The organism is Coleofasciculus sp., from assembly GCF_046539235.1.
Lineage (GTDB): Bacteria > Cyanobacteriota > Cyanobacteriia > Cyanobacteriales > Coleofasciculaceae > Coleofasciculus.
On record NZ_JBKHHI010000311.1, the window covers coordinates 1 to 8,047 of the forward strand.

The 8,047-nt window shown below is 45.2% G+C and carries 2 protein-coding genes; both read right to left on the reverse strand.

Annotated elements, in window-relative coordinates:
* Positions 1 to 180: 180 nt before the first annotated feature.
* Entirely contained in the window at positions 181 to 4,362 is a 4,182-nt protein-coding gene (locus ACLFWI_RS22245) for an Hpt domain-containing protein (protein WP_446414733.1), read from the reverse strand.
* A 175-nt stretch (positions 4,363 to 4,537) separates the two neighbouring features.
* A complete protein-coding gene (locus ACLFWI_RS22250) occupies positions 4,538 to 6,418 on the reverse strand; it encodes a methyl-accepting chemotaxis protein (RefSeq protein ID WP_446414734.1) in 1,881 nt (626 codons plus the stop codon).
* Positions 6,419 to 8,047: the final 1,629 nt, after the last annotated feature.

Consider the following 8,047-nt stretch of genomic DNA (forward strand, 5'->3'; position numbering starts at 1 on the left):
CTAAAGTGCCGACTACGAACGAACGAAACGGTTTGAGGGTTTGTAGTAAGCGCTTCAGCGCTGATGGCACTAAAGTGCCGACTACGAACGAACGAAACGGTTTGAGGGTTTGTAGTAAGCGCTTTAGCGCTGATGGCACTAAAGTGCCGACTACGAACGAACGAAGAAACCTTCATTCAATTAGACCAATCGGCTGATGGTTTCTAAAAGAAATGTTTGGTTAAACTTACCTTTGATAATGTAAGCGTCCGCCCCAGCTTCTGCACCCCGTTGTTGATCGGCTTCTGAATCCAAGGTGGTGACCAAAATAATTGGTAAGTCTTGATATTCGGAATGCTGGCGAATCGTTGCTGTTAAAGATAACCCGTCTAAATGAGGCATTTCCACATCAGAAACTACGGCATCAAAATGACGGCTTTTAAGTTTGGTATAGCCATCTAATCCATCAACCGCAATTACCACTTCATACCCCGCCCCTTCTAAAAGTCGTCGTTCTTGCGTCCGCACTGGGAGAGAATCTTCGACTAAGAGAATCGTAGGTTTCGTTTGTAGAACCGGATTGGCTTTAACAGAAACCGTTGCGGTAGTTTGTTTTTGTCCGGACTTAACTAAATCAGCCGGATTGAGAATCATACAAACATCTCCGGTGGGGAGAATCGTTGCACCCAAAATATTTTTGACCCGCTTTAACAACATACTTTGAGGTTTGAGGGGAATTTCTTGAGTATCCAAAAGTCGATCGACTAAAAATCCCGAAACTTCATCACCAACCTTGAGCAAAATACACGATCGCAACTCAGATAGCGGTGTTTCTTTTTTGGCGATCAGGGCGTAGGCGGGGGAGTTGGAGAGTTCCAAGACATTGGCAAGATTGGCGACGGGAACCCTTTGACCTTGCCAATTCAATGTCTCCCGCCCATCAACGGTTTCTATTTCATCTGGGGAAAGGAGTAAACTGGTTTGGACGAATTCAATTGGGAGGGCTTGAACAATTCCCTGAACCTCGACAAATAAGGCATTAACGGTGGCTAAGGTGGTGCGAAGTTGGATGCGGAATTTACTTCCTTGATTGGGAGTTGATTCAATCGCGATCGCGCCTTTGAGTCGTTCAATGTTTGTTCGGACTACATCTAAGCCAATCCCTCGACCGGAAATTTCAGTAATAAAGCTGCGTGTGGAGAATCCTGGGGCAAAAATTAGGTCATAAATTTGGCTAGGATTCATCCTCTCTAGTTCATCGGGTTGGTAAAGCTTCCGTTTAATTGCGGTCTGCTTAATTTGGTCGATATCCAGTCCTCGCCCATCATCAGCGACTTCAATGATAATTGTATTCCCAATTAAATTACCCCGCAGCCAAATTTTTGCCACGGGGGGTTTACCCAATTTCTGTCGTTCTTCGGGTGTCTCAATCCCATGATCGATCGCGTTACGAATCAGATGGGTTAAGGAATCTTTAATATCTTCCAGAATATTTTTATCCGCCGTCGTATCTCCCCCTTCAATAATTAACTCCACCTGTTTCGACTGTTTGCGGGCTAAATCCCGCACCATACGCGGAAACAACTGGAAGATAGTAGACAGAGGTAACTGGCGTAGGGTTTGAATTCTCTCCCGTAAATCTTCTGCAATTAAATCCAGTTTGGAGGTATTTTCCTGGGTGGCGGTGCGTAAAGCGGTAATCTTTTCATCTAAGCGTTCTTGGAATGGGTTAACTTCCGTGGCTGTCGCCTCACCGGATTGACGAGAAAAGGCTTTCCATTCTTGCCAAAGTGTCACCAGTTCCTCAATTTCTGACGCCGTGTATGCGACACGAAGTTTAGTTACATTTAATTCCTCCGCTTGCGCCATTAACGCATCTAAATCACGAGTGGGAACCCGAATCGTATCAATCCGGTAGGTGTCACTCAGGGCTGGGGTTTTGGGTACTGGTGGTTGGGCGGGAGTCGGTACCGCATCAGGTAAGCTAGGGGGAGAAACTTCCAGTAATTGATTGAGAATCGCCGTAATATTCACACCCTGATATTGACCCGTCACCGCTTCCTGTACGAGTTTACCGATCGCATCCAATCCTCGATACAAGCGATCGCTAATATCTGGGGTTAAAATAGTTGGCTGGAGTTTAATCCCGCCTAAAATCTCTTCAACGTGGTGGATTAACGTTTCCACGGGTTCAACGCCCGCGCTTCTAGAGTCTCCTTTTAAACTATGGGCTTCTCGCAGTAATTCGTCTAATGTGGTTGGGTCATCCGGCTGCTTTTCTAATTGCAGTAATCCCGCTTCTAGCTTCTGTAAGCGTTCTTGGCTGGCGAGTTTATAAACATCCCGCATTTCCTCATCGTCAATAAACGTAGCACTGAGGGAACGTTCCGAGGGGGCGGATGGGACATCGGGTAACCCTACAATTGTGACAGAATCCGGACGAGAGACGGGATTGGATGATAAGGGTGTCGCCGATTTGGAGACAGGTATCACTGAGGGAGATTGGGCTGAGGTTTCAATGGCGTCGATTAATTGGTTCAGCACTTGCACTGTATCCACACCCTGGAGTTGACCCGTTACCGCTTCATCGACTAAGCGACGGATGGCTTCTAATGCATCATAGAGGCTTTCACTGGCTTTGACCGTAAAACCGAGTTGTTGATGTTTGATGCGATCAAAGACGTCTTCGATATGATGGGTGAGGATTTCCACCGATTCGACACCAACGCTACGGGAATCGCCTTTGAGACTATGGGCTTCCCGCAGTAATTGATCTAAAGTAGCTTGGTCATCGGGATATTTTTCTAAATGCAGTAACCCGGCTTCTAAAATCTGCAACCGTTCGTCACTGGCGAGTTGATACACCTGTCGCAGTTCATCATCATCAATATAGCTTTCGACGAGTTGAGGCGGGGTGGGTTTGGTTCCGTTATCGGTTGTCGGCTCAAGGGTATTGGTAAAACCCGCCCCTACAAGCCCTGGTTCCGCTTGAATTGGAGACGCTACAGCCGATTGTTGGCAATTTTCCAGCACCAGCATAAATTGTTCGAGCACTTGCGTGGTATCCACCGCACTGGGTTGACCGGTTATCGCTTCTTGGACTAATTTGCTAATTGCCTCTAATCCTTGATGTAAGGTTTGGTTAACATCTGGGGTAAACGATGTGGGTTGGGATTTGAGGCTTTCGATAATTTCTTCTAGGGGATGAGCCAAAATTTCCACGGTTTCCACGCCAACGCTGCGAGAATCGCCTTTAAGACTATGAACTTCCCGGCGTAACTCCTCCCAGATAGCTTCGTTGTCTGGGTTTTGGGCTAAATCATTTAACCCCGTTTCCAGGCTGTGCAATCGTTCACCACTGGTAAGTTGATACACCTGTCGTAATTCATCATCATCGATATAGCTTTCAGCGAGTTGGGGTGGGGTGGGTTTGGTTCCGTTATCGGTTGTCGGCTCAAGCTTATTGAAACTCGCCCCGACAAGCCCTGGTTCCGCTTGAATTGGAGACACTACAGCCGATTGTTGGCAATTTTCCAGCACTAGCATAAATTGTTCTAGTACCTCAGTGGTATCCACCGCACTGGGTTGACCGGTTACGGCTTCCTGGACTAATTTGCTAATTGCCTCTAATCCTTGATGTAAGGTTTGGCTAACATTTGGGGTAAACGTTGTGGGTTGGGATTTGAGGCTTTCGATAATTTCTTCTAGGGGATGAGCCAAAATTTCCACGGTTTCCACGCCAACGCTACGAGAATCGCCCTTAATACTATGGGCTTCCCGGCGCAACTGTTCCCAGATAGCTGCATCGTCTGGATTTTCTGTCAAATGACGCAACCCAGCTTCTAGGCTTTGTAATCGTTCACGACTAGCCAGTTGATAAACGTCTCGGAGTTCATCATCGTCGATATAGCTTTCGGCTAATTCAGATGATTCAGCGCTCATATCCTCTCTCTCTAGAGGTTCTGGTGGAATGTCTCTACCTGCGGCGTTCTCTGCTGGTTCACTAGCGAGTTGTTGAAATTGATCCAGTATTTCAGCTAAATTGACGCCGCTTGGTTTACCTGTTATAGCTTCAGCAATTAAAAGACGAATTGCATCTAATCCATGATCAAGACATTGACTCACTGACGGCGAAAAAACCAGCTTTTGGCGTTTAATCCGTCCCAGAGTCCATTCCATGCGATCGGCAAGGGTTTCTACCGCCTTAACACCTAAACTTTTGGAGTCTCCTTTTAAGCTGTGAACATCTCGCAGCAACTGTTCTAAGGTTGTTTCATTGTCGGGATTTTTTTGTAGATGCTGCAAACCGACAGTGAGTTTCTTTAGCCGTTCTTCACCCGCCGCTTTATACAGATTTCGCAGTTCTTCGTCTTCTATGATCATGATTCGTCATTCGTCTTATGTCCTTTGTCATTCGTCTTATGTAAAGTCGGGGCGGGTTTAGTTACATCTGGGTGTAACCAAAAAGATAGTAGTGAAACCCGCCCCTACACAATCTCCCCCATCTCCCCCTGCACCTAGACGCGCCATGGCGCGTCTCTACATCACCCCGGCACAGTTAAACCATCTCTTGCAATTCCAGAGAGGTTTCGTTCAGTTGCTGAGTCCCGATCTTGGTTTGATTAATCCCCGTGGCGGTTTCTTTTGCGCCCTTATTAATCGTTTCCATCGCCTCGACGACTTGTTGAATTGCATCAACTTGCTGTTTCAAGTTCAGGGAAATTTGTTGGTTATTTAGCACCACTTTGTCCACCGCATCGGCTACACCGGTGAAGGCTTGATTAGTTTTTTGGGCAATTTGCACACCAGATGCTACGGTTTTTGTTCCTTCATCTGTCACCATTACCGTTGAGTTAATCGCGCTTTGAATTTCGGAAACCAGTGTGCCAATTTTGTCGGCAGATTGTTGACTTTGATCGGCTAATTTGCGAATTTCATTGGCAACTACTGAGAAGCCTTTCCCATGTTCTCCCGCCCGCACTGCTTCTACGGAGGAATTGAGTGCTAACATGTTGGTTTTGTTGGCTAATTCAGACACCAACTGGGAAATACTACCAATTTGATTTGCCTGTTCAGAAAGACGAACAATCTGTTGTGCGATCGCGCCAACTTTGTTTTCCAGGGTGTACATCCCTTCCAGGGTTTCACCGACAGCTTGTGTCCCTCCCTGAGTCAGTTCCAACGCTTTCTGGGCGGCGGCTACAGCAGCCTTGGCTTGTTCAGCAGATTGTCGGGAGGAGGCTTCTAACTCATCCATGGTGGTAGTCGTTTCATTCACCGAAGCCGCCTGCTGACTCGCCACCCGTTCTTGTTCTTCTAAGGTTGAGAAAATTTCTTGGCTAGCGGTAGAGATGCGAGTTACGATTTGTTTAATCAAATCTGCCAATTGGCGTGTCCGGAAAACGCCCACAGGTAACACAGCGGCGAGAGAGATTAAAATAATCAGCGTCGCCACTACTTTAAACGCCGTCACAGACGCAAAAATAGTGCTTTTGGGAACAGTACGGATAGCCACTAAAAAGCCAGGTTGATTCGGCGCTGGATCAACTTTGGCATAGCTAATTAATTCATTACTTCCTGTACCAATTAATCCTTGTTCACCTTGGAGAATTTGCTCAACGATTTGGTCAGAATAATCCTGCGCCAAGGTTTCATCTGTGTTCAGGTCAAATCCCCATTCTTTCTCATCGTTGGGATGGGAGAGATAGTAGCCATCTGCATTAATCAGTAAGGCTGTTTCGCCCTCGCTTAAATTGGCATCTTCGATAAATCTGAGAAACGTGTTGGCAAAAACATTGGCAATCACAATTCCCTGTTTTTCCCCGGCTGCATCAGCAACAGGTGTGGCGTAGCGAATTACAGGTTTAAACGGGGTTTCGATTTCACCGCGTTCTTGGTTTAGGTTTACCGGGGAGACATAAACCTCTCCTGGTTCCAGTTTAATCGCTTCAATAAAATAGCCGCGATCGCCTTTATTTTGTAACTCCGATTCCGGGATAATTGTCGTCGTCGTTCCATCGGAATCAACCCGTACTATTTCCTGACCATTTTCGTCAATAAATCGAAGCTGCATATATTGAGACTTTGCCTGCATTAGACTCTCAAAAATGGTCTGGGCTTGGTCTACCCAAACATCAGCAGATTGATTGGTTTCGGAAGCCGTTTCTGAGCGAATAATCCCTTGAATAGCAGGAAGCTTGCTCAGGAACAAGACATCCTCATTAATCCCCTCTAAGACAGCATCAATATTTTCGGCATCATCAGCAACCCTGCCCTCAAGTTTAGTTTCCGAGACTTCGGATAAGGCAGTCGAGGACGAAAATATCCCATAAAGTCCGACGATTGAGACGGGAATAAGACTGCTTAAAAACAGCAGCAATAAGATTTGATTCTGAAGTTTTTTCTGGTTGGATAAGTTTTTGAAGAATTTTGCCAACATGGCTGGTTACCTACCACTCTAGATTCCGTTGAACAAACCCATCGCCCTTGGAGGAAATGGGAGGCGAAAAAATACAGTCCATTCATTGCCTTGGATAACCCCCCTAGTCCTATGTTTTACCAGATTAGGGGGGATGGGTTTTTACCCGAATAGTCTTAGCACAGTGATGGAATTGGTTACGTCTTTACCGATAAATTTACTTAGGGCATTTTTCCTCAAGGATAAGCCAAGCGTATGCTGCAAAATCGTAAGTCTGTCAAGATGTAGGTCATCGCAGGATACTTGCTGTTTAGTTCAGTTGAATCCAAGTTTGCTCATAATCATAGATAACCCTGGTTTAGCTAATCTGTAGGACGAGAGCTGATCATCGTTTTTGGCTGAATTGAGAATGGAAAGTCAGCCTGTTCACAAATGCTGGGTTTGACCAAGATTTAAGCCAAATATCCTGACGAGGTATTGGCTTTGATTGATATACATTCTATAGGAGCGTTTAACTCAGACTACTAGAGACACCCAGTTTTTTTTCCTATCAGACTGTTTTCCACATCATTCCTATGCTATTGCACTGGATTGATTTTCGCCAACATATTTATCAATTGTTTATAAAATATGAACAAGAAATAAAAATCAGTATTCAAGTTGATTAATTTTCTATTTTCAGAATTAAATCTTCATCTTTAAGCCAACAAAGCTCTATATAAACCCCTGACTTATTCAGCGACGATTCAGCGAATTGTCATACAAAAATGACATACACTTGTCATACATTTAGGGATAATGTATTACGAGAAATAGTATCGACGGAAGCATGTTCGTAGTAGGGGAACCTTAGCCCCTGATTTAATCGGTTTTCCGGGCGTGATTCTAATTGATCAAATAAGCTGTGCCACGCCACTACTAGACTGACACAGCTAAAATTGTGGCAGAGATTTTATCATTGAATCGGGCGCAGCGGTGCAAGAATTAGCAAAAAGCTGGAAAGATGACCTCAAACAATATCCTGATCATCCCCAGACTCTACCCTTGCTGCGCGACAGAGTCGAAAATGATCCTGATAAGAAAGTTAGGAAGTTTGCTCAGAATAAATCGGCAAAATTAGAGAATAAAAAAAGCTAGATATGATATAATCTCAAACATAAATTTTGTTTACACAATCAAATCTAAACAACGTTAGTGTTAAGTAAAATTGCACTAACTTTCGAGTTTGTAGTCAGCGCTTTAGCGCTTCTGGCACGCTTCGTGCCTACTACGAAACCAGCTTAAATCAGCGACATTCGTGTTAAATGTGTAAGGGCGGGTTTCACAACTATCTTTTTGGTTGCACCCAGATGTGACTAAACCAGCCCCGACTCAGATGTTTAGACTTCCCCTGAAAACAAAGGGCGACCCGAGTAAATTGAGTGGACACAATTGTCAATTTATGCAAGCGGGTCGCCCCTACAGGGGAATCATATTAGAGGGGCAAACTTTGATAAAATTTAATCAACATCCCTCAACGACAGGCATTTCCAGCCCTCACCCCCAGCCCTGACAGGTGTAGGTTTTTTATTTAAGGGTGGAGACTAGACTTGGGGACAAGGAAGGAAAGAAGACAAGGGGGAAAAACCGTACAGAATTCGGTTCGGTCAA

Excerpts from the sequence above, each read along its gene's own strand:
- ACLFWI_RS22245 (WP_446414733.1), bottom strand. The coding sequence starts at position 4,362 with ATGATCATAGAAGACGAAGAACTGCGAAATCTGTATAAAGCGGCGGGT.
- ACLFWI_RS22250 (WP_446414734.1), bottom strand. The coding sequence starts at position 6,418 with ATGTTGGCAAAATTCTTCAAAAACTTATCCAACCAGAAAAAACTTCAG.